23 protein-coding genes and 1 pseudogene are annotated in these 24343 nt (G+C 45.0%); 9 read left to right on the top strand and 15 right to left on the bottom strand.

The annotated features are described in order from the left end of the window. Positions 1-182 precede the first annotated feature (182 nt). On the bottom strand, positions 183-1706 hold the full coding sequence (locus MSG35_RS03865) for a glycoside hydrolase family 32 protein (protein ID WP_059017939.1): 1524 nt from the start codon (positions 1704-1706) through the stop codon (positions 183-185). A 223-nt stretch (positions 1707-1929) separates the two neighbouring features. Here MSG35_RS03865 and MSG35_RS03860 point away from each other — a divergent pair, with 223 nt between their 5' ends. Further along, positions 1930-3159, top strand: coding sequence for an ROK family transcriptional regulator (locus tag MSG35_RS03860; RefSeq protein ID WP_059017936.1), 1230 nt, complete (start codon positions 1930-1932; stop codon positions 3157-3159). Positions 3160-3242: 83 nt separating this feature from the next. On the opposite strand, the gene MSG35_RS03855 is transcribed toward MSG35_RS03860, so the two are convergent. Together MSG35_RS03855 and MSG35_RS03850 are read right to left on the bottom strand one after the other, a co-directional pair. Continuing rightward, complete coding sequence (locus MSG35_RS03855; RefSeq protein WP_248382909.1) at positions 3243-4118, bottom strand: NAD(P)-dependent oxidoreductase; 876 nt, start codon at positions 4116-4118, stop codon at positions 3243-3245. Positions 4119-4130: 12 nt separating this feature from the next. Continuing rightward, on the bottom strand, positions 4131-5033 hold the full coding sequence (locus MSG35_RS03850; RefSeq protein ID WP_248382907.1) for a LysR family transcriptional regulator: 903 nt from the start codon (positions 5031-5033) through the stop codon (positions 4131-4133). Between the two features lie 85 nt (positions 5034-5118). Between MSG35_RS03850 and MSG35_RS03845 the strand changes: the two genes are divergently transcribed. Beyond that, entirely contained in the window at positions 5119-5370 is a 252-nt protein-coding gene (locus tag MSG35_RS03845) for a DUF2798 domain-containing protein (RefSeq protein WP_248382906.1), read from the top strand. Positions 5371-5521: 151 nt separating this feature from the next. On the opposite strand, the gene MSG35_RS03840 is transcribed toward MSG35_RS03845, so the two are convergent. The 4 genes from MSG35_RS03840 to phhA all read right to left on the bottom strand — a co-directional run bounded on the left by MSG35_RS03840 (position 5522) and on the right by phhA (position 7917). Then, positions 5522-6238: a YebC/PmpR family DNA-binding transcriptional regulator gene (locus MSG35_RS03840; RefSeq protein ID WP_017057670.1), complete on the bottom strand. Its 717-nt coding sequence runs from the start codon at positions 6236-6238 to the stop codon at positions 5522-5524. Positions 6239-6334: 96 nt separating this feature from the next. Beyond that, entirely contained in the window at positions 6335-6544 is a 210-nt protein-coding gene (locus MSG35_RS03835; RefSeq protein WP_008216860.1) for a DUF3283 family protein, read from the bottom strand. A 250-nt stretch (positions 6545-6794) separates the two neighbouring features. Next, on the bottom strand, positions 6795-7133 hold the full coding sequence (locus tag MSG35_RS03830) for a 4a-hydroxytetrahydrobiopterin dehydratase (protein ID WP_004732613.1): 339 nt from the start codon (positions 7131-7133) through the stop codon (positions 6795-6797). Beyond that, a complete protein-coding gene (gene phhA, locus MSG35_RS03825; protein WP_248382904.1) occupies positions 7123-7917 on the bottom strand; it encodes a phenylalanine 4-monooxygenase in 795 nt (264 codons plus the stop codon). Before phhA ends, MSG35_RS03830 begins: the two co-directional genes overlap by 11 nt. A gap of 199 nt (positions 7918-8116) precedes the next feature. Here phhA and MSG35_RS03820 point away from each other — a divergent pair, with 199 nt between their 5' ends. Beyond that, positions 8117-10120 carry an acetoacetate--CoA ligase gene (locus MSG35_RS03820; protein ID WP_248382903.1) on the top strand — a complete coding sequence of 668 codons (2004 nt, stop codon included), beginning with the start codon at positions 8117-8119 and terminating at the stop codon, positions 10118-10120. A gap of 523 nt (positions 10121-10643) precedes the next feature. Then, positions 10644-11573, top strand: coding sequence for a carbamate kinase (locus tag MSG35_RS03815; protein ID WP_248382901.1), 930 nt, complete (start codon positions 10644-10646; stop codon positions 11571-11573). Between the two features lie 211 nt (positions 11574-11784). Here MSG35_RS03815 and maiA read toward each other — a convergent pair whose 3' ends face one another. The 4 genes from maiA to hppD are packed head-to-tail and all read right to left on the bottom strand — an operon-like array spanning position 11785 to position 15759. Then, on the bottom strand, positions 11785-12474 hold the full coding sequence (gene maiA, locus MSG35_RS03810; protein ID WP_248382900.1) for a maleylacetoacetate isomerase: 690 nt from the start codon (positions 12472-12474) through the stop codon (positions 11785-11787). A gap of 38 nt (positions 12475-12512) precedes the next feature. Then, positions 12513-13550: a fumarylacetoacetate hydrolase family protein gene (locus MSG35_RS03805; RefSeq protein WP_248382898.1), complete on the bottom strand. Its 1038-nt coding sequence runs from the start codon at positions 13548-13550 to the stop codon at positions 12513-12515. 12 nt (positions 13551-13562) lie between these two features. After that, positions 13563-14693, bottom strand: coding sequence for a homogentisate 1,2-dioxygenase (locus tag MSG35_RS03800; protein ID WP_248382896.1), 1131 nt, complete (start codon positions 14691-14693; stop codon positions 13563-13565). Continuing rightward, a complete protein-coding gene (hppD, locus tag MSG35_RS03795) occupies positions 14686-15759 on the bottom strand; it encodes a 4-hydroxyphenylpyruvate dioxygenase (protein WP_248382894.1) in 1074 nt (357 codons plus the stop codon). Before hppD ends, MSG35_RS03800 begins: the two co-directional genes overlap by 8 nt. A gap of 83 nt (positions 15760-15842) precedes the next feature. Between hppD and MSG35_RS03790 the strand changes: the two genes are divergently transcribed. Next, on the top strand, positions 15843-16025 hold the full coding sequence (locus MSG35_RS03790) for a hypothetical protein (protein WP_248382892.1): 183 nt from the start codon (positions 15843-15845) through the stop codon (positions 16023-16025). 94 nt (positions 16026-16119) lie between these two features. Here the strand turns inward: MSG35_RS03790 and MSG35_RS03785 are convergent, their stop codons facing one another. Beyond that, positions 16120-16779 carry an HAD family hydrolase gene (locus MSG35_RS03785; RefSeq protein ID WP_248382890.1) on the bottom strand — a complete coding sequence of 220 codons (660 nt, stop codon included), beginning with the start codon at positions 16777-16779 and terminating at the stop codon, positions 16120-16122. Between the two features lie 253 nt (positions 16780-17032). Beyond that, positions 17033-19465, bottom strand: a complete 2433-nt coding sequence (locus MSG35_RS03780) for a response regulator (RefSeq protein ID WP_248382889.1) — start codon at positions 19463-19465, stop codon at positions 17033-17035. An 88-nt stretch (positions 19466-19553) separates the two neighbouring features. Between MSG35_RS03780 and MSG35_RS03775 the strand changes: the two genes are divergently transcribed. Beyond that, positions 19554-20312 (top strand): transporter substrate-binding domain-containing protein, encoded by a 759-nt coding sequence (locus MSG35_RS03775; protein ID WP_081229172.1) that lies wholly within the window; start codon positions 19554-19556, stop codon positions 20310-20312. Between the two features lie 174 nt (positions 20313-20486). Here the strand turns inward: MSG35_RS03775 and MSG35_RS03770 are convergent, their stop codons facing one another. Both MSG35_RS03770 and MSG35_RS03765 read right to left on the bottom strand, forming a co-directional pair. Beyond that, a complete protein-coding gene (locus MSG35_RS03770; protein WP_248382888.1) occupies positions 20487-21047 on the bottom strand; it encodes an NADAR family protein in 561 nt (186 codons plus the stop codon). Between the two features lie 189 nt (positions 21048-21236). Continuing rightward, the gene (locus MSG35_RS03765) at positions 21237-21431 is read right to left on the bottom strand and encodes a hypothetical protein (RefSeq protein ID WP_048660531.1); all 195 of its coding nucleotides are present in this window, start codon (positions 21429-21431) and stop codon (positions 21237-21239) included. A 362-nt stretch (positions 21432-21793) separates the two neighbouring features. Here MSG35_RS03765 and MSG35_RS03760 point away from each other — a divergent pair, with 362 nt between their 5' ends. From MSG35_RS03760 to MSG35_RS03750, 3 genes and pseudogenes are all read left to right on the top strand, one after another. Then, positions 21794-22618: an ABC transporter ATP-binding protein gene (locus MSG35_RS03760; RefSeq protein WP_248382887.1), complete on the top strand. Its 825-nt coding sequence runs from the start codon at positions 21794-21796 to the stop codon at positions 22616-22618. A 9-nt stretch (positions 22619-22627) separates the two neighbouring features. Beyond that, positions 22628-23559, top strand: a pseudogene (locus tag MSG35_RS03755) (ATP-binding cassette domain-containing protein). Further along, the gene (locus tag MSG35_RS03750) at positions 23556-24074 is read left to right on the top strand and encodes a transcriptional regulator (RefSeq protein WP_248382886.1); all 519 of its coding nucleotides are present in this window, start codon (positions 23556-23558) and stop codon (positions 24072-24074) included. The pseudogene MSG35_RS03755 and the gene MSG35_RS03750 overlap by 4 nt, the downstream one beginning before the upstream one ends. Positions 24075-24343 lie beyond the last annotated feature (269 nt).

The following is a 24343-nucleotide window of genomic DNA, read 5'->3' as shown; positions in this document are numbered from 1 at the left end:
TACTTAATTTAATTGCAAGAAACAATTAAATAGAATTTAGAATGTGAAAAGGATCGTGTTTTTGTTTTGAGGATCGTTATTTGAGTTGGATAACCAGGACTTTTATTAGGGGATACTTTTTGAGGTACAAAAAAGCCCAGCAATAAGCTGGGCTAAAAAGAAGAAGGAGAAAGCTGAATCAGTTACTCAGCAACACTTTTCATACCGAATGTTTTTAGTGTCTCAATTCTTGCATTACCGTTCTGAGCGTAGACATAGAGACCTGCACTGTCTTCATCAGAGAAGATGTTATTGGTCATCACAGTACGGCCGCCATCGGTAAAGATTTCAACAGAAATACTGTCCATAAAGATACGGATGTTTGCTCGATCTTTACTCGCACACTCTAGTGGACATGTTCTACGTAAGGCTGAACGACTGCCCGATTGAGTGCGATCGAAAGCCAGTTCGCCTTTCTTTAGATCCAACTCAATCAGTGTTTTCTGCTCACCTTTACTGCGAATTTCAAATACAACGCTGTCACAATCGCTTGCAGCTAGGTCAATGTCCGCAATGATTTCACAGTGAACATTATCACCAGCTTCAAATGCGAATTTTTCACCATCGTTTAACTGGAGCTCTGTATGTCTTTTGGGAGAATGGCGCAATTTTTCAACTTCTTGCACAGGCGTGAACTTCAGTTTCCCATCGTGACATAAAGAGACTTCTCGGGCCAAAGTGATACTACCGTACCAACCCAGTTCACTGGTATCGTAAGTGCCATCACACCATGGCATGAATGGCCATGAACCAATCCATGCTTGGATTAGGGTACGCCCATTTTCATCATCGAATACTTGTGGTGCGTAGTAGTCGAATCCCCAATCTAGAGAGCCCATCGTAGACCAATGGAACTTACCGGTTCGGTAATCAAGGTCACCAACAAGGTAAACTACTTGACGTTGCTGCATACCCATAGGTGAATACATAAGGACGTGTTTGTCACCCAATTTGAAGATATTTGGGCACTCAAGCATTGTCCCGAGTTCGCCCATACTCTCTACACAATAACCTACGAATTCCCAATCGGTTAAATTGTCTGATTTGTGAAGGCAGACTTTACCGAATCCATTGGTCTCGTAGTTTGATGGGTTAATTAGATCGCTCACGCCATCTGTTACACCGGTCACCATGTACCATGAGCCTTCATGCTTCCAAACCTTTGGGTCGCGGAAGTCATGTAGGTTAATTCCCTCTGGTGGATCAGATAAAATTGGGTTCCCGTCATATTTGTCAAAGTTAACGCCATCAGTCGACGTTGCCATACATTGAACTTGGCGAGCTTGTGCACATCCCGTATAGAAAAGAGTCATCACACCATCGTTATTCACAGCACTACCCGTGAAGATACCTCCGCCATCCCAACCGTCATATTCTTCGCTTGGTGCTAAAGCTTCTGGCAGTGTTTCCCAGTGAATGAGATCTTCGCTGACTGCATGCCCCCAGTGCATGGTTCCCCACTTACCAGTGAAAGGATGGTGTTGATAGAAAAGGTGATATTTACCCTGATATTGAATCAGTCCATGCGGGTCATTGATCCAGCCTACCGGTGCTTGGTAATGGTAATGCTCACGCCAATGGTGCTGCTTAACCGTATCTTTATGCTCAGCGATGTATTCTTCAACTTGATCAATAATTGCCTGATGCTTCTTCTTATCGAATACCACAAGGACCTCCAATGTTATCGAAATATATTTAATTGCAACCTGCAATCAAATATATTTCATTTAATTGCAGCTAACAAATATAGTATGATGAACTTGAGATTGCGCTCACATAAGTAAAGTAGACTCAATTTCTAACTATATGATTTTATTGAAACTTAACTTTTTCTATATATTGTGTAGATCCATTGGAACGTTATTGCAGATCAAATTGGTCAGGAGAACTATGAATAAGCCTATGAGAAGCGGACTGGGCGTTTCGTTAGATGATGTACAAAATCATAATAAGCGCGTCATTCTTAATGCACTTCACAATAGTGGTAGTTGCTCCAGAAAAGAGATCAGCCAATTGGTTGGACTTGACCAAGCGACGGTGACTAGAGCGATAAAACCTTTAATTGAACAAGGGCTTATTGTTGAAACTGGTGTGCGAAAAGCGGCACGTGGTCGAAGCTCTATCTATCTGGGGTTCAATACCCAACATCTACGAATTGTGTCCGTTCGAATACAGCGTACTAACTTCTCAATTGATACCTACGATCTCAATGGTGTTTCGCTAACCAGCATAGTCAAACCAATTAATACTGATAATAGCCCAGAAGAGCTGATCGAGTATTTGACCAAGCAAGTGAGCGATGTTCTGAAAGATCAGGAAGGTGACATTTTAGGGATCTCGGTTGCGATGCCCGGCCCATTCTTAGAGCAAGATAATAAAATTATACTGATGACTGACGCAAAAAATTGGCAAGATGTTGATTTTATTTCCCACATGCGAGAGCAATTTCCAGACTATCCAATTTATGCAGGCCATGATGCAAAATTGGCTGCGCTCGCGGTTTGGCGCCAGCTACAAAGCACTTATGAAGCAAGCGTTTTACTGTATGTCTCTCTTGGGCAGGGTGTAGGTTCGGGCTTAGTAATTGAAGGGCAGGTTTATCACGGTAGTTTAGGGACGGCTGGAGAAATTGGTCACACATCGATCAATTTTCAAGGGCCGCAATGTAAGTGTGGCAATCTAGGTTGCCTTGAGCTGTATAGCTCAACAACAGCCTTGGTTGAACGTTACAAGGAAGAGGCCTCATTAGAATCCGCGGACTTTGAAATGGTAATAAATGCATTTCATGACAGAGAATCTGCTGCGATAAACGCGGTTGATTACTTAGCTAAGTGCTTAGCACATGGATTAGTGAACAATATTAACCAATTAAACCCTGATTTAGTGGTAATTGGTGATGAACTGACGCAATTAGGGGCTGATTTCTTAAATCGTGTAAAGGAATACACATTTCGTTTATTACTTCCGGATCTGGCAAGCAATATCGAACTGGTTCTTGATGAAAGTGATGAAGATTTGGTTCATAAAGGTAACTATCACAACGTGATGTCAAATGAGCTACTTCTGCCTTTGGCACATCTAGGGATTAAAGCCACCAACACACCTGAAAGTTCTAAATAAAGTTAGCTAACACAAACAAAAATAGCCGCTAATCAGCGGCTATTTTTAATTATCTAAACGAAGCTTCTGTTACTTCGATCTTTCTACTTCTTTGTCTCTTCAACCACAGCTTTCATCAATACCGAGGTATCCATGCGGCCTTGCCCTTCGGCAGACAGTGCCTTGTAAGCGTTGTTCGTCTTTTCAGTTAGTGGAAGTTGGATGCCTTGGCGCTCAGCTTCATCTAGGCAGAAGCCTAAGTCTTTGATCATCCAGTCAATGGCGAAGCCGAAATCAAATTTATCTTGCGCCATTGTCGTAGCGCGGTTCTCCATCTGCCATGAACCTGCTGCGCCGTTTTTAAGGCAATCAACTAGCGTTTGAATGTCCAAGCCTGACTTTTCAGCAAGTACCAAGCCTTCAGACAAGCCATTTAGTACACCTGCAATGCAGATCTGGTTAACCATTTTTGCGCGCTGGCCTTGGCCTACTTTACCCATCAGAACTGACGACTTACCGTAAGCTTCAAATACAGGTTGAAGATCGTTGAATAGCTCCTGTTCACCACCACACATGATGGTTAGCACGCCGTTTTCTGCGCCCGCTTGGCCACCAGATACAGGTGCATCCATAAAGCGAATACCGGCTTGCTTCGCTGCCACTTCAAGCTCTTCAGACAGAACTGCAGACGTTGTAGTGTGATCGACAAGAATCGCGTTTGTCTTCATTGCTGCCAATGCGCCTGTTTCGCTGGTTGTCATGCTGCGTACGTCGTCATCGTTACCCACACAAACCAATACCACGTCAGCTTCCGCTACACATTCAGCCACAGATTCTGCCGCTTTACCTTGGTGTTTATCAGCCCAGTCTAGCGCTTTGCTGTGAGTGCGGTTAAATACCGTTACTTCAAAACCGGCTTTGACTAGGTGGCCTGCCATTGGGAAACCCATAACGCCTAGCCCGATAAAACTTACTTTCATTTCTTTCTCCTTTTATTTGACCAAACCATCGCTATGAAAAGATCGAACACTCTCAATCAATGCATCAATAAGCAAGGTCAAAGCCTTTGGCTGATATTTTCTTTCTTTGTACACTAAATACGCTTGGCGATCACCCCGATGATATTCGGGAAGCACTTGAATCAAATTCATCTCTCGGGATACATGACGAAAAGGCAATGATGCAAGCCCTAAGCCTTTTTGCGCCGCTGCTGCCACCGCATGAATGTCGTTAACGATGAACTTAGGTTTAATCGTGATCATCTGCTCTAAGCGGTCGGATTTGTAGAGCGGCATATCAAACACATCATCAACGTTAATCCAATCTTGAAGCTCTAAGTCGTCCGGCTTTTCTATTGTTGCTCGCGAATCTAAGTATTCTGGGCTTGCATAAAATCCGTGTTTGGCTTTGAAAAGTGGTCGAGCAATCATGCCTTCCATATCCGAGATCTTAAACGTGATCAGTAAGTCACGATCGGTCTGTGGAATAAGCTGCTGCTGGCTCAGGGTTAGGTCGAGTTGAACCTTTGGATATTGAGTGAGAAATTGCTCTACCGTCGAGCGTAGAAAGCCACTGTAGAAGTTATGAGGCACTGCGAGCTTAATCTTGCCTTGGATAGCATCACGCTCTTCCAACAAGCTATTAAAGCCTTGATGGATAGACTCCATGCCACTGCTCAGTGCAGCAAAGGCCGCCTCGCCGTCTTTAGTGGCCACCAGCTCACGACCTTTCTTTTCTAAAAGTCGGATATTGAGGCGATCTTCCAATGCGGTTAGCCGACGCGACATAGTCGACACAGGGAGTTGCAGCCGTTTCGAAGCCGATAGCAAAGAGCCCTCTTCAACCACTGCACAGAATAAGAACAGATCATCAATGTTTCCAAATATGGAATTCATACTTCTACATGTGCCTATTTTTCTCATTAATGGATAAATGTAACCTTATCTCATCAACATCAGAAAATCACGGGAGAAACACAGTATGAGCAACAAACAATTTTGGGTAACCGCGATTTTATCTTCACTGACCATGGCGACCATCATGTCTGGGTTAATTTCTGGCTACAAAATGGGATTCAGCCCCGAGTGGCCGCCAATTTGGCTGCAAAGCTTTTTCATTGCTTGGCCGTGTGCCATCACACTCAACCTCACCGTGCTCCCTTTGATCAGAAAACTCTCAGCATGGATTTGTCGCCCGAGAACGCTTTGCGAACCTGAGATCACGGAACGATGATCAAGGACTTATGACCAAGGAGCTATAGTCTAGGTTCTGCGATCAAAGAGATGCGGTAAAAAGCTATGTTCATGGATAAACGCCTGAATTACAGACATAAAAAAACCGAGCACTAGGCTCGGTTTTTTAATAACTGTTATTACTGTAAAGATTACAGCTCAGCGTTGTGGTAAACCTGCTGAACGTCATCACAGTCGTCAAGCATGTCTAAGAACTTCTGGAATTTCTCAGAATCTTCTTCAGCAACTGGAGTAGTTGTTTGAGGAACGAAAGTGATTTCCTCAACGTCTAGCGTTAGCTCTGGGAACGCAGTGTTTAGTGCAGTCTTCGTTTTGAAGAACTCAGTCGTTGGAGCGAATACAGTGATAACACCGTCTTCTAGCTCAACGTCAGTCACGTCTACGTCTTCCATCATTAGCGTTTCTAGGATGATCTCGTCGTCTTCACCTTTAAACTGGAATACAGCTTGGTGAGCGAACATGTGAGAAACAGTACCTTCAACACCGATTTTCGCACCAGTCTTAACGAAACATTGGCGAACGTCTTGGAAAGTACGGTTGCCGTTGTCAGTTAGACAGTCAACGATTACGCTTGTGCCACCTGGGCCAAAACCTTCGTAACGAGCTGGTTGGAAGTCTTCACCGCCGCCGCCGTTCGCTTTATCGATCGCTTTGTCGATAACGTGAGCGGGTACTTGGTCTTTCTTCGCTTTAGCAATCAGGTGCTTAAGAGGTAGGTTCATGTCTGGGTCAGAGCTACCGTTCTTAGCCAGTACGTAAATCTCTTTACCGTATTTAGAATAAACTTTAATTTTTGCGCCTGCAGTTTTCGCCATTGAGGCCTTGCGCACTTCAAAACTTCTTCCCATCGGGATCTTCTCTCTGATTCAATTAACGGTGCAAATTCTAGCAAATTACTGTGTCATTTCAATTCTACAGCACTGCTGGGCAAGGTTTGTCTGCGTTTATGCGACACCCATTACCCGTTTGTATTTTTCTACAGACTGTTCAAACCACACCTTTTCATCTGGGTCACCTAGCTTCATTGCTTCTTCAACAATGGCTTCAGGACCACATTTCGCTTGCTTCAGTTTCCATACAAGAAACGATGCTTGCTTATCCAGTTCGATTTTATTTTTCTCGCTGGGTGGAAGGAGTGAAAGGTTGATAGACATTATTAGCCTTCGTCTGTAATACACTTGGCCGAGAAATATATCATAGAGCAGCCTCATAAAACCAATACTATGAGTAACAGAAAGGGTTTATGAGACAAGAAACCAAGCAAGTCGCTGATGCAGGTCAAGCTAGTTTGAGAGAAGTTGCGCCCCATGATGAGAAAGTATCACGTATTCGACTCACCTAATGAGACAAATAATGAGTTAATCGCTTCACAGAGGTTGCAAGAGTAACTCCTAACCTACAAAACTATTCACTCACCGCGAACACATCGCAGCGTGAGGCGCAGATGAAATCATTCTTATGCAAGCCTTTGATTGAGTGACTCCACCAAGTAACGGTGACTTTGCCCCACTCCAGTAAGATCGAAGGGTGGTGGAACTCTTCTTCTGCTAACTCTGACACTTTGTTGCTGAATGCCCACGCTTGTTTGTAGTTCTTAAACTTAAACACCTTCTCAAGCTGCGGGATGCCGTCTCTTTCGATAATCTGCCAATCAGACAACTCCAACAGTAAAGATTGTTGCTCATCTTTACTTAGGGCAATCGCGTCGATACTGCAGGCTTCGCATTTTTGTTCATTCAACATGTGTTGGTTCCTTGGGTTCAAAAAGTGGTGGTAGTAACCCCGCGTCTATGGCGAGATCAGCTTGCTGTAATAGGTTTTCCTGACTGATTTTGAAGAGCTCAGATAGCTCGGCGATCACGTAATATTTCGGCTGCATGATGTCGATGCGATAAGGGGTTCTTAACACCGTTTGCAGATCGAATCGCTCCCGAACCGCCAAATCACCGCCCAATGCGTACATGGTTTCCGCCGGAGAAGAGAGAATGCCACCGCCATAGATTTTCAATTGTTGGCCTTCTTTTACTAAACCGAACTCGACCGTAAACCAATACAAACGGGCAAGATAAGCGCGCTGTTTAGATGTGGCGGCTTGGCCTAGTTTTCCATAATGCTCAGTGAAAGCCGCGAAATCGGCATTAGTGAGCATGGCACAATGGCCGAAAATTTCATGAAAGAAATCAGGTTCTTGTAAGTAATCGAACTCGTCTCGCGTTCTCAAAAATGTCGCAACTGGGAATTTCTTATTGGCGAGCAAATCAAAGAATCGGTCAAAATCGATCAATGCAGGCACAGGCTGAACTTGCCAACCTGTTGTTTCCATTAGCACTTTGTTTATCTCTGGCAGCTGGGGAACTCTGTCTAATGGCAGATCCAGCAGGGTCAAACCGTGCAAATAAGCATCGCATGCGCGGTCATTAATCACGTCCAGTTGCCTTTTCACTAAGTCGTGCCAAATGGCGTCTTCTTCGAGGCTCCACTCAACCCATCCCTCTTGGCTCACGGGCTTAGAATGATATTGAGTCATTACACACCTCCTTTCGAATGTCTCACTTTAAGCCTATCTCCACTCCTTATATCCGCCAATTTGCACGATTTTTCGAAACGGGCGATCGTGTAACATTTTATTTACACAATTCCGACAACCCCTTATTTTGCTGATCTTTTGACTTTGTAAAACCTAAATACCAGACTGAAATCGTTAACTTTTTGTTAAAGGTAAAGGAATGCACGAGAGCAATAAGCCAATTTGGCAACCCAGTGACCAACGTATCGCACACGCCAACGTAACCCGATTTATGAATAACCTCGATCAACAGGGCGTATTCGAGCGGAAATTGAAAAACTACACGGAGCTTCATCAATGGTCTGTGGATCAGCCGGAGTCGTTTTGGCATAACGTGTGGCAGTTTTGTGGAATGGTGGGTTCACAAGACTGTATTAGCAAGGCAGAAAGCGAGCACATCAAAACTCAAGGTGAAAGTCGCTGGCAGCAGCCGAAATCGAATCGCGATGCGGTGTGGTTTCCTAATGCTCAAGTTAACTACGCCGAAAACTTGCTGCATTCAGCAAAAGCGTTGCCAAACGAACTTGCGATTTGGTTTGAGAACGAGCGTGGCGAACAGCAAAGCTACACATGGCAAACCTTGTGTGAGGAAGTCTCTAACATTCAACAATGGCTCGTGGATTGTGGTGTACAACAAGGCGATTTGGTCGCCGCTTATACCCCTTATCTGCCACAAACCGTGGTTGCGATGCTAGCGACCACCAGCTTAGGCGCGATTTGGACATCAACCTCGCCTGATTTTGGCGTAGAGAGTGTGATTGAGCGATTCGGACAGGTGAAACCTAAGGTGCTGTTCACCTGTGACGGTTACACCTTCAATGGCAAGACGTTCGATATGACGGACAAGAACCGTGAAATCATCGAGCACTTAAACGCGCTAAAACAGGTGTGTCAGATCGGATATTTGGGAAGGAATGACTTTGAACATGATGTATCGATTCTAAGCTGGCACAGCATCATTCATCACCATCAGCCAAAACCTCTTCGATTCACTCGTGTGAACTTCAATGAACCTCTGTTTGTGCTCTACTCTTCCGGCACAACGGGCAAGCCTAAATGCATTGTGCATTCTGTTGGTGGCACTATCATCAACCACCTTAAAGAGCATCAGCTTCATTGCGATATTAAACCGAGAGATCGCGTGTTCTACTACACCACTTGTGGATGGATGATGTGGAACTGGCACGTCTCTGCGCTCGCGAGCGGGGCTTGTTTGGTTATCTTTGATGGTAGCCCGATTTATCCGCAACCTAACGTTCTATGGGATTTAGCACAGCGAGCTGATGTATCGACATTTGGCACCTCAGCCAAGTACCTAGAGGCGATTGAGAAAGCGGAACTCTCACCGATCGACAGCCATTCTCTTTCTCACTTAAGAACACTGTGCTCGACGGGTTCTGTGCTCTACCCAGAGCAGTTCGATTACGTTTACAAGCACATAAAGCAAGACCTGCATTTAGCGTCCATTTCTGGCGGCACGGATATTTGTGGCTGCTTTGTTTTAGGCAACCCTATCTCGCCAGTGTATCGCGGTGAGTGCCAACAGGCAGGGCTCGGCGTCGACATCAAGGTGTTCAATTCGTTTGGCCAACAGGTTAATCATGAACGTGGCGAACTAGTATGCACCAACTCCCTACCCAACTTTCCTGCCGGATTCTGGAATGACACCGGAGAGCGCTATCACAGCACCTATTGGGATAGGTTTGATAATGTGTGGCATCACGGTGATGAAGTCGCACAGACCGAACATGGCGGTTATCTGTTCTACGGGCGAGGCGACACCACACTCAACCCTGGTGGTGTGCGAATTGGTACCGCTGAGATCTACCAGCAAGTGAACACCATAGACGGCATTGTCGATTCCATCGCAGTCGGTAAAGACATCGACCGCAACGAGCAGATATGGCTGTTTGTTCAGTTACAACAAGGTGTGGTTCTGGATGATGAGTTACTGACAACCATCAAAAGCAAACTCAAATCATCCTGCTCGCCAAGGCACGTGCCAAGCCAGATATTTGCGATCAGCGACGTGCCAAAAACACGCTCAGGAAAACTGGTGGAGTTGGCGGTGAAACAGGTGATCAATAGTAAGAGTGTAGAAAACCTCGGGGCTATCGCTAACGCCGAGGTTTTGGAAGAGATAAAGAGTGTTGTTTCGCTTTAGTGTTGAACCTTAGAAAGTGACTAACTATCTCCGATTTTCATTTGGCTGTCAGATAACACCTAGAGTAAAGGCAGCCGATTGAAAACCGAATCTAAACTTCTATTTAAGCTTGTGAACCCTCGCCTCAGTATAGCCCCGTACTTTTTCTAAAGCTCTTAATGCGATCTGCTCATCATATTTAAAACAAAAATAGAAAATTAATCATTTTATAGCCTGAGATAATATTCACTAAAGACGAATCATTTATTCCAAAAAAGACTCCACCGCTAGATTGTATCCAAGCTTATGGATATTTAATCGAATTGCAATAACTCCCATTTCCACAGCTCCATTTCTAGTGAAATAATAATTTGATAACTATCACATTTAGGACGGTTATTTTCCCATACTATCTCGGCATGTTAATTACTTAAGAGTAATTAAAAACTTAGTCACTGTTATTAACAAGCTTGAATTTAATTAGAAACAAGCGGTTAATCCCTACGTAAAATAAAATCATTATTAAATGATCGGAGACATTATCATGCGTATAGTATTAGCTTTAGGCGGTAACGCTCTTTTAGCAAGAGGCCAAGCATTAACGGCTGAAAACCAACGTGAAAATATAATCAAATCAGCGGCGAGTATTGCCGCGATCGCACGCGAGCATGAGATTGTTATCGTTCATGGTAATGGCCCACAAGTAGGTTTGTTGATGGAACAAAACGCGGCTTATAACGAATATTCACCAGAGACGACCCCGTATCCAATGGATGTACTAGGCTCTCAAACCTGTGGCATGGTGGGCTACATGTTGCAGCAAGAACTAAGAAACATTGACCCTGAATTAGACGTAGCGACGCTAGTCACGCAAACTGAAGTATGCAAAAAAGACCCTGCGTTTGCTAACCCGACTAAATTTGTTGGCCCTGTATATACAGAGCAACGAGCTAAAGAGTTAATGGCTCAAAGCACAATGCAGTTTAAAGCTGATGGCGAATACTACCGTCGCGTTGTGCCTTCTCCTATGCCAAAGAACATTGTTGAAATTCAGCAAATTGAAACACTTCTAGATACAGAAAACCTTGTTATCGCTTGTGGCGGCGGTGGTGTTCCCGTGAGTATTGAGCAAGGTAAGAGTAGTGGCGTAGAGTGCGTGATTGACAAAGATCTTACGGCTGAATTACTGGCTGAAAAAATCCATGCTGACCTATTTATTATCTTAACCGATGGTTCAATTTTCCGTAACTATGGTAAAGAAGACCAAGCAGAAATGAAGCAAGCAACGCCTGCTGGTTTAGCAGAATTTTCATTCCCTGCTGGTTCTATGGGGCCAAAAATTGATGCCGTTTGTAAATTCGTTGAAGCTGGATTGGGTAATGCGGCGATTGGTTCATTATTTGATTTAGATAAAATAATCACCAATGAAGCTGGTACTCTGATTACGAAAGGCGAAGGTATTGTTTATTATTAATATTATCGAATGACAATCACCACTAATATAAAACCTTGGGTTAAAGCCTCTTATTTAATAACGAGGCTTTTTTATTAGGCCTATATTAGTGCTAAACGGGATAAATATTCATACGCTTACTGCATTTAATATATTTAATTTTGGAAACCGCTTCTTCCAAGAAGCGGTTTTGGTAGCTCAAGGGAAGAGTATTTGCGTTTACACAGTGAATCTACATGGACTCATTCGCATCCGCTTGGTTCTCTGGCATCGCATCAATAAAAGCAGGTAACTGATTACACGCTTCGACAATTGAGTTAATCAGCGGATAAGGCGACATATCAACGCCAAAGCGCAGCGCGTTATAGACTTGTGGCACTAAGCAGATATCGACAATGCATGGTGAATCGGTGAGGCTATACACCGAATCACCGTGTGTTTGACGATGCTTAGAAAGCTTCTCTTCTAATGCCGAAAAACCTTGGCTCATCCAATAGTGAAGCCAATCCATTTTTGCCTCTTGCTCGCAAGATAATTCTCGCTCCAAATACTGCAACACACGAAGGTTATTGAGAGGGTGGATCTCTACCGCAATATCCTGAGCCATCGCCAACGCTTGATAGCGCAGTGGTGTTTGCTCTGGAATCAACAAGGAGTCTGGGCTGCTCTCACACAAATAGTTTTCGTCCAAGTATTGCAAGATCGTCAGCGACTGATTGAGTTGAACTTCACCATCCACCAGCACAGGCACTAACTCACTGGCGTTGAGCTCGCGATATTGTGGATCATGCTGCTCGCCGCCATTACGCACCAAATGCACCGATTTAGACTCATAGTCGAGTTGCTTTAGGTTCAATCCAATACGCACCCGATAGGCGGCCGAAGAGCGCCAGTAACCGTAAAGTGTCATGTTCTGATTCATACAATGATCTCGCTTGAGCTGAATCTTTATAATATGGGCTATAACGCTCGATATTGACTGACTTTTTGGTCAATCGCGCCAAAAATGGAGTCACCCGCGGCATCGAACATCTCTAGACGAATAGAATCACCAAACGACATGAATTGAGTCGAAGGCTTACCATCACGAATCGTCTCTATCATGCGCATTTCAGCAATGCATGAATAGCCTACGCCGCCCTCGGAAATTGAGGTGCCGTGGTCAGTGCCTTGCTTATTCGATACCGTGCCCGAACCAATGATCGCACCAGCCGACAGTGGACGAGTCTTCGCAGCATGGACAATCAGCTCCGCAAAATTGAAGGTCATATCGACACCGGTATTCGGGCAACCAAAAGGTGTGTCGTTGTAGGTTGAAGTCAGTGGCAGGTGTACCTTGCTGCCTTTCCAGTGATCTCCTAGCTCATCAGGTGTAACGGCAACCGGAGAGAACGCCGAAGACGGTTTAGATTGGAAGAAGCCAAAGCCTTTCGCTAGCTCTGCCGGAATCAAGCCACGCAAAGACACATCGTTCACCAACATCAGTAGACGAATCGAATCATGCGCTTGCTTAGCGCTAGCACCCATAGGTACATCACCGGTGACAACCGCGACTTCGCCCTCGAAATCGATACCCCACTCGTCGCTGGCAAATTCGATGTTGTCACGAGGGCCGATAAAGGCATCTGAGCCACCTTGATACATGAGCGGATCGACCCAGAAGCTTTCTGGCATTTCAGCACCACGAGCCTTACGCACCAGCTCAACGTGGTTTACATAAGCGCTGCCATCAGCCCATTGATAAGCGCGTGGCAGAGGCGATTCACAATACTGAGAAGCAAACACTTCACTGCCTGTCACATGCCCGTTGTTTAACGAGGTGTATAACTCTTCTAACTGAGAAACAACGCTGTCCCAGTTATCCAACGCCACCTGCATGGTGGGTGCCAGGTGCATCGCGTGAAAGATTTCGGTGGCAGCTACACACTGTTTGAGATCTTTACTCACGACCATCAATAGACCATCGCGAGTACCATTTTTCTTGGTTGCTAATTTCATCCTTGTTGCCCCTTACTTCTCTTGCCAACTGTAGACATATTCTTTGTTCTCAACGCTATCGAGTTCGTCAGAGAACTGCAGTGCATGGCGAGTATCAATCATCACCGCCACTTCGTCGGTAAACTTCTTCTTGTGCGCTTGCCCAGCCTTAAAGGCTTTAGGGTGAGGGCCATGTGTGAAGCCTGCCGGGTGGAAAGTCACCATTCCCGCTTCAATATTGTCGCGGCTAAAGAAGTCACCAGCGTGATAGAACAGTACTTCGTCGTAGTCGTCATTGTTGTGGTAGAACGGCACTTTCAACGCCCCAGGATCGCTCTCAATCGGACGTGGCACAAAGGTACACACCACAAATCCCGCACCAACAAACGTCGTGTGCGCAGAAGGTGGCAAGTGGTAACGATGTGACATCAGCGGTCTGATATCGCGCCAGTTCACTTTCACCACCGCTAAGTCGCCATGCCAGCCAATTGCGTCCAATGGATTGAACGGATAGGTGATGACACTGACTTTGTTGTGGCGCTTCACCTGAACTTGGGTTTGTTTTTCAGAGTACTGAGCGCGGAACTGGTCGTTGATAGAAGGAATATCAAGAACTGCTGGATCAAACACCGCGTGATTGCCGACCATGCCTTTCTCTGGCAGGGAGTAAGCCGCGTCTGTGTTCTCTATCATCAAGATGAACATCGGCTCGCATGGCTCTAAACGCCAGTTGGTTGAGCGCGGGATCATCACGTAATCCCCTTCACTCACTTCTAAATGGCCATAGTCGCAATAGAGATCAGCACTGCCTTGATGAATGAACAGCAGCTCATCACCATCAGAATTACGCACTAAGAAATCCATCTTCTCATCCATGCGCCACACGCGGATTTTGCAGTCCGCATTGTGCAAAAGATGAGGCACAGCCCAAGGGGTTATCTGGCTAGCTTTCTCCACCAGCGTAAAATCAAAAGCGCGAGGACGCAGATCGCCCTCCCACTCCGACCAACCTGTTGGGGCATGTTGGTGATGAAAGTGAGCGGCAGGGCCGAAGAAACCACTCCGACCCGCTTCTCGCTCATAGATGGCCTCTTCGGGGAAGTCGGCATGCGCTTGTTTAGAGCACACCCCCTCCCGATGAGGAAACGAGATCCATTTATGCATCGTCTAATACTCCTCGACGAATCTGGTCCTCTTCAATCGATTCAAACAGCGCTTTGAAGTTACCTTCACCAAAGCCTTCGTTGCCTTTACGCTGAATGATTTCAAAGAACACCGGACCAATTACCGTCTGTGTGAAAATTTGCAGCAAGATGCCGTCTTTGGTCGGCGCGCCATCAATCAGAACGCGAAGCTCGCGCAGCAGATCAGTGTCTTCACCGTGGCCTTTCACACGATCGTCAACTTTCTCGTAGTAGGTATCTGGGGTTGGCATAAAGTCCATGCCGCGATCACGGAGAGTTTTCACGGTTTTGTAGATGTCATCGGTGGCGAGTGCGATGTGTTGGATACCTTCGCCGTTATATTCGCGAATAAACTCTTCGATTTGTGATTTGTCGTCGGAAGACTCATTGATTGGTATGCGGATCTTGCCACACGGTGAGGTCATAGCGCGGCTCACAAGGCCTGTCAGCTTGCCTTCGATGTCGAAGTAGCGAATCTCGCGGAAGTTGCCAAGACGCTCATAGAATCCAGACCACACATCCATATTGCCTTGCTTCACGTTGTGCGTGAGGTGGTCGATTTCATACAAACCAACATTGGCTTTGGCCATACGCTCTTCAGCATCATCATAGAATCGGAAATCGACGTCATAGATGCTCTGCTTGCCATAGCGATCCACAAAATAGAGCAGGCTTTCACCGATACCGTAAATAGCAGGAATGCTCAGCTCCATTGGCCCTATTTCTGTTTTGTACTCTTCACCACCGCCCTTGAATGCTTGCTCCATGGCAGCCGTTGCTTCGTTGACACGAAAAGCCATGCCGCACACCGATGGCCCATGCACCTTAGCGAACGCTTCCGCTTGGCTGTGAGGCTGTTCATTGACGATAAAGTTGATGTCACCTTGTCGATACAGCCAAGCCTCTTTTGAGCGATGCTTGGCGATCTCAGCAAAACCAAGTGACACAAACAGCGCTTTAAGTTGCTCAATTCCCTTGTGGTCAACGGCCGTGTATTCAACAAACTCGAATCCATCCGTGCCAAGCGGGTTGTATGTATCCACCATGAACTTTCTCCTTGTACCTATTGGTTTTGTATTACGTGGTTTTTGTCCTTAATTAAATTTGGCCCACAAGCGGGAAGATTGGAATGGATGGAAGGAAATGGGCAATAACGCTCAAAACCCGTCAAGTTGTAAAATATTTGTTACACACAAAACCTCACAACAACAAAGTGAGTGCTATCAAGGGATTGAAAGATGGTGGTTTGATTTACAGCAGAGCAAGAGATGTTATTGAATTGTTACATGTATCCTTTTGTCAGCTAAGGTGATAAATCAAACATTAGACTGATGATGCAAAAAAGCCGCTGTAGTCAGCGGCTTTATGAGTTCTAGAACGAACCTAATTTGAATATAAGATTCAATTTAATCCCAGTTGAGAATCGACCAATTCGGTTGATCGGCTAACGCTTTTAAACGCGGACATGGGTTTACCAGATAGGCAAAATTAGCGTGTTCACATAAAGGTAAGTCGTTGATTGAATCAGTATAAAAGTGAATATCTGAGTAGTTGGTTTCTTGATTGTCTAACCACTCTTTTAAACGCGTCACTTTGCCTTCACGGTAGCTTGGCACACCTGATATTTGAGAAGTAAAACGGCCTTGGTTTTCAATCAAATCAATACCGAGTGCGTTCTCGATACCAATCTTACGACCCACCGCTTCCACTAAGAAAGTCACGCTGGCAGAGATGATCAGCATATCAATATCATCATTCTCAAGCTGCTCAATCAAAGGTTTCGACTGCTTAAACTGTTTAGGCAAAATATGCTGTTCAACACACTCTTCCACCAAGGCAGTCACTTGCTCTGTTGGCATATCGGCTAATGGCTGCATGGAAAACGTGAGGTAATCTTCCATGTTCAGTTTGCCTTCCGAATACAGGCCCATTAAGCGTTTATCTTCTTCAATAAAGTTGGGCGCAGTGGCAATGCCCTTTTCAACCAAGAACTCATTCCAGAGCATCGCTGCATCGGCATTGATCAGCGTTTCATCCATATCAAATACATACAAAGGTTTGAACATCTTAGGCTCTCACAGGTTGAATTTCGTTAAGGTTAAACAGGAGTTCAAGTTGGCTGAATGCTATAGCGAATGTATGACAATTAGAGCGCATTTCTGTGGCAATTATGTTTCGTGAAGATGACAATCAAGTCTACTCCATTTATTCTAAAATGATAAAGAGGTAGAAAGGAATTCACTTACTGAATACATACAAAAACTCCGACTGACTAGGTCGGAGTTTGGGGTTTAACGATTGGGTTTAATGACGCCTGAGCTAAACAATCTTCTGCTCACTTTCGTCCGTTAGTTTACTCTTATCAGACAAGAAACTGGCTACGATCTCTCTCAGTTTCCCCTGGTTAACAGGCTTAGGTAAAAACTCATCCATACCCACATCAAAACATAGGTGCTTGTCTCGCTGTACGACGTTGGCCGTCAGCGCAACGATTGGAATGTGTTTTGAAGACCCTTCTTCGAGCGATCGGATCTGCTTGGTCGCTTCGAAGCCATCGAGAACCGGCATCTGACAATCCATAAAAATCATCTCGTATTCGTTGGCCTTGAATTTATCGACACCAATTTCACCGTTGTCGGCAATATCAACCTCAAAGCCTAGCTTCTTGAGCATCATCTTGGCAACTTGTTGGTTTACTCGCGAGTCTTCAACGACCAAAACCGTACCACTAAATTCTCCGGCAGCCGCGACAGGTTTTGACTCTGCTTGAACTGGAGCTTGTTTATCGGCTTGTGGGGCGTTTACAGAGACAGTCGGTGCCTCTTTAACAACTGCCGCTGGTTTGGTTAACGGCACAGGCTCATTGTCTTTAAACGCAACCTCACCTCTGTTCGGATAGGTAAAGGTTGAGGTATCAGCGGCTCTCGCGAGTACCTCACTGATGGTCCATTTAAGCTGATTATCTTGGTAAGGGCGCGCAATGTAGGCAACAAAACCGACTTGTTTAGCACGAGCTTCATCTTGCTTTCTAGGGTCAGCCGAGATCATCACTAATTTAGGACACTCGCTACCAAAGCGTTCAACTAAGCTTCTTGCCAGTTGAAAGCCATCAACGGACGGCATTACTTTGTCTATCAGCACGAGATCATAAGGTGATGACTTTGCCACAGACTCTGAAACCAACTCTAATGCTTGGTTTGCCGTTTCACAGCACTCAGACTTAACGCCAAAGGATTGAAGCTGTGTAGACGTTATACGCATGTTCAGCTGGCTATCATCCACAAGCAGAACCGAAACCTTATTGAAATCGATATTCCTTTCATCGGCTTCTAAACACGGGTCAAAGTCAGCCGTAAAAAAGAATGTACTGCCCTTACCTTCAACACTGATGAGTTCAAGCTTGCTGCCCATCAATGTCACGATCTTCTCGCATATTGTTAGACCAAGCCCAGTGCCTCCGTAAATACGTGTGGTACTGCCGTCGGCTTGTTGAAACTTATCGAACACCGATTTCTGTTTGTCTTCTGCAATACCGATACCGCTGTCGACAACCTCGAACTTCACTCTGAGTTTTTGCTCAGGTTCAACCACCTCTTCCAAACGAAGTGAGAGCGTAACGTGGCCGTGCTCGGTAAATTTAATCGCGTTGCCTACTAAGTTATTTAGGACTTGTCTTAGTTGAGTACCGTCGCCAATCACCATGGTTGGGATCTTAGGGTCTATCGCTAATTGGAATCGAAGCCCTTTCTGTTCAGCTTTCACTCGGAAGGTTGATTCAACGTCGGCCGCAATGCCCATCATTTTCATCGGCTCTTGCTGAAGTTCTAAACGACCCGCTTCAATTTTCGAATAATCCAAAATGTCATTGATAAGGTCTAGAAGGGTTAGCGAAGAGGTATTGAGCATGTTGACGTACTCTTTTTGCTCTTTCGGCATATCCATTTCAGAAAGTAGAGACGACAGCCCGATAATCCCATTCATTGGGGTGCGGATCTCGTGGCTCATGTTAGCCAAGAATTCACTCTTGTTACGGTTAGCAACTTCAGCCGTCTCTTTGGCTTTAATCAACTCTTGATACTGTTGACGAATACGTTCAACAGACTGGTTATAGCTACTCTCTAATGTCGAGATCTCGTCGTTATAAGTAAATTCGGTTGGTGTTATGAAGCGCGGTTTGTTGTCTTCAACCTGTTGCTGGTTGATCTGAGAAGACATGGTCATTAAACGTTTTACGACCAGACGATACACGATAGTTAAACATACCAAAGACAACAAGAAGATTTTAACGGCTTCGAAGGCGAGTAACAGTAACACTCGTACTTCAAAGTCATCTAGGATCATGCTCAAGTCTGATTGCACCGTGAGCGTCGCCAACGGGAAGTCTATGCCGCCCATCTGGTGCACCATTTCCCAAGACTGAGAATAAGATTGGCCTTCGGTCTTTTGACCTAACTCTAGAATTTTTTCATCGGGACTTTCGATAAGAAGGTAACTGACCGAAGGGAGGCGAGAGATGCCTTCGGCTTGCACAAACAATTGCTCTCTATCTTCAACCCACAAGCTGGCCGTTAAACCAGACAGGTAGCCAGCCTTGACCTGCTCGATCTGAGAGCTGAGAAAAGAAACTCGACTTTGGTACTCTACATACAACCCGAGACCTGTCACTATAACTGTGAATAAGGTACTGATCGCTATTATCATCCCGATCAACTGTCGGGAGAGTCCAACGTAGCGTTTTCCTTTTGTCACCATACACAAATTACCATTATTGTTATCCTAGCAAACTACAATTACTCAACTAGTATAATAGTAGTCATTCATCAAATAACTAGGGAAGGTTATGAAAAAACATCTTATCGTTGCATCCATAGTCAGTTTGTTTTCAAGCAGTTATGCTTTTGCAAGCGAACCTCTTCACTACTACATTATTGCGAGCCAAGCGCAACCTTTTCAGATCGAAACTGACGGGTCATCTCACAGAGGAATGGTTTCGGATATTGTGGAAGCCGTGTTTGATGACAGCCAATATGAGATCAACTATCACACCTACCCTTTTAATCGAATGATCGACAAGCTCAATGCGAGAGAGAACCCAAACTGGGTTACCTATGGCAGCCCTAGTTGGGGGAATATCCAATCTGTAAACCTATCTGAGGATCCGATTTACAATGTAAAACACGTATTACTCAGCAGCGGAAAAAAGCCGTTTGAGTTCAATACAATCGATGATCTCGATGGGAAAGCAGTGGTATTGCTGAAGGGATTTGAGTATCCGAACTTGGAACCTTATATCCAACAGGGCAAGCTCAACGAGATTCGAGTAAAAGATTACACTGCTGCGTTTCGTGTGCTGAACCGAGCACCTGGCGACACCGTGTTTGTGGAAATGGAATCACGAATCAAATACAACCTAAACGAACAAAAACTGAGTATTGATGATTACCAGATGCAAGAGTTTGGTTCTGTAATCAATAACTACCCTATCCATTTGGCGTTTGACCCTGAGATGGATCCTAAGCTGCAAAGCTTCATCAACCAACGCCTCGACCAAATGAAAGACGATGGACAGCTCAATGACATCGTACAGAGTTACTTGTAGCACCAGCGTTACATCGAACTTAGCAACGGATAGCTTAGTCACGTACTTTAACTCTCGTTAATGCCTGACTCTCTAAAACCTAAAAGGCCGCCCTGCTTAATGCTAGATAGCAGAGCGGCCTTTTAAATGCGTCTAAGGGGTAATCATAAGCATGCCGCTATCTGAATCGACGAATCAGTGCGAAGCAATTAAATGCAGTTGCTGAGTGCGAAGCTGGTGACGCACTGCCATCAGAATCCTGCCTAAATGGTTCTCGCCGGTTCCATCGCCGCCATCGCCCCAGAAGTGGTCTTTGTGCGAATGTTCTTTGATCACTGAATCTCCGGTATTGGTAAGAAACAGCGCAAACTGTGGATTCTGTCTGAACTTCTCAGTCACAATGAACTGCATCACGTCAACACGAATGTCATACCAGTCTTCTCGAACTTGGTCTTCATAGTCACGACTTAAAGAGAACGCTTCAGCAGGGGTACTGGCCTCAAAAATGGCATTGCGTAACGCTCCAGAGGCAAACTTCATCGCTTGATAATAATGTTCGCTAGTTGCCCAAATTTGATCATCAACCTTAATGGGGCAAGCTGCAAAATTTGACAGGTATCCGTTTGGATCTTCAGGTTCATAAAACAGCACTTCTTTGGCTTTAGCCACAGAATTAGACATAGCCTTCTCCTTACCAACGACATCGCATATTTTTGCTTTAACTTTAAAATTAGTGGCGTTGCATATTACTGTCAAACAACTTAGTTCAAGAGTATGTCATGTGTGTGTTTTTCATCTAAAAAGCGTAATGTCAAAAAGGGATCAGCTTAGCGAAACAGTGAGGTCAATAACTAAGATATTGATTTAATCTAGACGGGATTTATGAAAAAAACTTATAAATCAAAGGGTGGCATTGTACCACCCTTCTAAATGCAATGAGGGTTATTAGTGAATAAGACCTAGCTCCCTTGCTTCTTCCAGACTCAAACCGCTTTCTCTAATTTCTCTTAGAGCCTCGATACGACGACGAGCTTCAGCAGACTTCATTTTCTTTTCTGGTTTGAAAGCTACTTCTTCTTCAGCATCCCATTTGTTTGCAATGTTTGTCATTTCATCATGGTTGATAGAATTAATGGACATGTTTTCCTCCGAAAAGCACCATGTAATGGACAGGTAATCTGTAGCAAATGCTTTTTCGCTTGTTAAGAAATTCTGTACTGAAGTGTGATGATTACGACGCTTCATAAAGCTAATTAATAAATGCCTCATTTAAACTTTGCCAAAGCCATTTTCTGCAATTACATTTAAAAGATTCCCCATAAGAAATGTGGTTTGATCCAACTCTCATTTTCCCCGCTTTCAATGCTTCTCTTCTGCTGAAAATTAGTGAAATAACCCAAGATAAATTTCGAGGCACTTCATCCTTTTCGTGCTCGTCGCTTCCACTAAATCCAACACATGTTAATGATAATGGTTATCAATATCATAACTGAGTATTTATCATGTCTGTGGGAAATTCAGATAAACCACTTCTCGAAGTGAAGAATCTATGTGTCGACTACATCACCGATGACGGTGATTTCAAAGCCGTCAAATCCGTTAGCTTTAACATAGGCCAAGGCGAGATTTTCGGCTTAGCCGGAGAATCCGGTTGCGGCAAAAGCACCATCGCATTTGCCATTAACCGCCTGCATAAGCCGCCAGCTTTCATCTCGGGAGGACAGATACTGTTTGGTGGGCAAGACCTACTGAGTTTATCGGACAGCCATTTGAATACCTTGCGTTGGAGTGAGATCGCGATGGTGTTCCAAAGCGCCATGAATTCACTCAATCCCGTATTAACCATCGAAGAGCAGTTTGCTGATGTGCTGCGTCACCATAAAGGAATGAGTAATGAACAGGCCAAAGATCGCGCCGAGAAACTGCTCGACCTTGTGAATATTCCACGCCATCGCCTAACAGAGTACCCGCATCAATTCAGTGGCGGCATGCGTCAGCGTTTGGTGATTGCCATTGCTCTCGCCCTTAACCCGAAGCTGATCATCATGGACGAACCGACCACAGCGCTGGATGTGGTTGTACAGCGCGAAATATTGCAGCAGATACACCAACTCAGAGAGGAGTTTGGATTCTCGATACTCTTCATCACCCATGACCTCGCACTGATGAGCCAGTTGTGTGATCGCATTGCAATCATGCGCCACGGCAAGATAGTTGAGGTCAATAATGCCCATGAGATTCGTAACAACCCACAACACTCCTACACCCAAAAGCTATGGAGTTCTTTCCCTAATATTCATGAACATGCTCACGCGACGGCGTGCTAGGAGAGCTCTATGTCACAACCTATTTTTCAAGTAAAAAACCTCGTTAAAGAATTCACTGTTGGTGGTGGATTTGGCAAAGAAGAGATCTTTAGAGCACTGCATGGTGTGAGTTTTGACTTACATGCAGGCAAAACACTGGCACTGGTTGGCGAATCTGGCTGCGGGAAAAGCACCTGCGCACGATTGATGACCAAGGTTTACCCTGCGACAGAGGGAGAGATACTGTTCAAAGGCAGAGACATCTCTACGCTCAAAAGCCGTAAAGATATCTTGGATTATCGCAGCCGTGTGCAAATGGTTTTTCAAGACCCCTTTGGTTCACTCAATCCCACTCACACCATTGAGCACCATTTAACGCGCCCACTTAAGATCCATAAACAGGTAGCCACTAAACAGGCTCTCACAGAGCGCCTCAAAGAGTTATTAACGCTGGTGGAGTTACCCATCGAAACGCTCGCCAAATACCCGCATGAGCTCAGTGGAGGCCAAAGACAGAGGGTTAACCTAGCCAGAGCACTGGCCGTTGGCGCAGAGGTTATTCTTGCTGACGAACCCACCTCGATGTTGGACGTTTCGATTCGACTTGGCGTGTTGAACCTAATGCAAAAAATGAAAAAAGAGTTGGGGATTGGCTTTTTGTACATAACCCACGATCTTGCCACAGCACATTACATCGCAGAAGAGACAGCGGTGATGTACAAAGGACAGATCGTCGAATGGGGATCAACCCAGTCGATCTTGACCAATCCACAACACCCGTACACTAAGCTGTTGATCTCTGCCGTACCAGATCCCGATCTGCCATTTGGCGAACTCGTCAAAAATGAGCCAAACTATTCAATAGACGCAGATCGTATTCGAGAGCAGAGCAGTGAAATACAGCATGAAATCAAACAAGTTTCTGATAATCACTTGTAAAACAGTGGGATAACGTTGCATGAATGAACTAGACACTTGGTTAGAGCGGATCGGAGATTGGTACAAAGACCGAAAGCATGATCAAGTGGACCGGTTAGAACCTTTGATCTTAACGCCTCCAGATGCACTCTGGGGGCCATTGATCACGGATGAGCAGAGCAAAGGCATCGCATGTTGGCTAGACGGATGCCTGAGAATCTTTACATTCTATCGCCACCTCGCGGATTCATCGAATCCGGGGTTGGCTTCGCAGGAGGCCAGCAGTTCAAGCCATCAAGAAAAGGCCTACCAATACCTGATGTTTGCCTACAGTAAGCTGCAAGCGGTGTCATGCGACCCAAAATCAGAAGCAGGGTTGCAAGAGTGGTGTACACAGCGGCTACAACATTTGTGTGTATTAGCTTTGGAGTTTAAGAACCAACAGCAAGAACCACGTTGGAAAGCAGAATCAGAGAAATTGATCGAATCGCATGTGCGTTTTATGGCAACCCATCCCCGAAACGATGATCAAGGTAGTACTCGACACCACCTCCACTGATCAAGCCCTTCTCGATCAAACACCAAATCAGAATCTCATCAGGGTTAGATCCGTAAAGCATGATCTAGCCTTGATCATGCTTCGGTGTTTAATTATGTAACCTATTGAATTTTAATGATTGACTGAATTTCAGGCAAAAAAAAGCGAGTCCCTTAGGAACTCGCAAAAATCTATTCAGTATGATGTAACAAAATATGAGCCAATCTATTAATCATAAGAAAGGACAAAGGTTGTCTATTCGGGATAAATAATAATCAACTGGATGCGTT

Origin of the sequence: Vibrio sp. 1CM23M (assembly GCF_023161755.1) — a bacterium.
Lineage (GTDB): Bacteria > Pseudomonadota > Gammaproteobacteria > Enterobacterales > Vibrionaceae > Vibrio > Vibrio coralliirubri.
This window is presented reverse-complemented; position numbering and strand designations above follow the sequence as displayed.